Below are 582 nucleotides of genomic sequence, written 5' to 3'. Positions count from 1 at the left end.
CTCATCGGCAGCTATGCCTGCTATTCGCGCGCCTGGTCACCCTACTATCGCGGGCAGCTTATCAAGGGCAGCCTGTCGATCGAGGGCGGGCCGGTCGGCAACGCCTCGCGGTAACGGGCAGTGAGACCGTGCACGCCCGGCCCGCCCTCGATCGACAGGCTGCCCTTGATAAGCTGCCCGCGATAGTAGGGTGACCAGGCGCGCGAATAGCAGGCATAGCTGCCGATGAGCGCGATGCTGCGGGCGCGGTCGTCATGCGCGGAGGCTGTCTCGAACTGCTGCGCGGCGTGCCGCTCCAGCGCCACCCGGTCGACACCGTGACGGGCGCAGATGGCGGCGGTGAAGCTCGGCAGATCGCTTTCGGCGATCCACGCGCCGGGCTGCTCCAGCCGCAGCAGCTTTGCCCAGTCTTCGTAGACGCTGAGTTCGCGCGGATGAGCCCTGCCCTGCAGCCACTTGTCGGCGCGGCCGAGATCGAATGCCGTCCTGGCGTTGACGCCCCGGAACGCTGCCGCGAGATCCTTGCGGGTCACAGTGCCGAGCAAGGCCGATGTCAGCCGCAGTTTCTGCGCGATATGTTGT

The 582-nt window shown here is 67.4% G+C and carries 1 pseudogene; it reads right to left on the bottom strand.

The annotated features are described in order from the left end of the window. Nucleotides 1–44 precede the first annotated feature (44 nt). A pseudogene (locus tag EOA28_RS37865) lies at nt 45–582 on the bottom strand (hypothetical protein); the annotation flags it as partial.

The organism is Mesorhizobium sp. M2A.F.Ca.ET.067.02.1.1, from assembly GCF_004023285.1.
In the GTDB taxonomy this organism is placed as follows: Bacteria; Pseudomonadota; Alphaproteobacteria; order Rhizobiales; family Rhizobiaceae; genus Mesorhizobium.
Note: the sequence above shows the minus strand (reverse complement) of the source record. Positions and strands in the feature narration are given on the sequence as shown.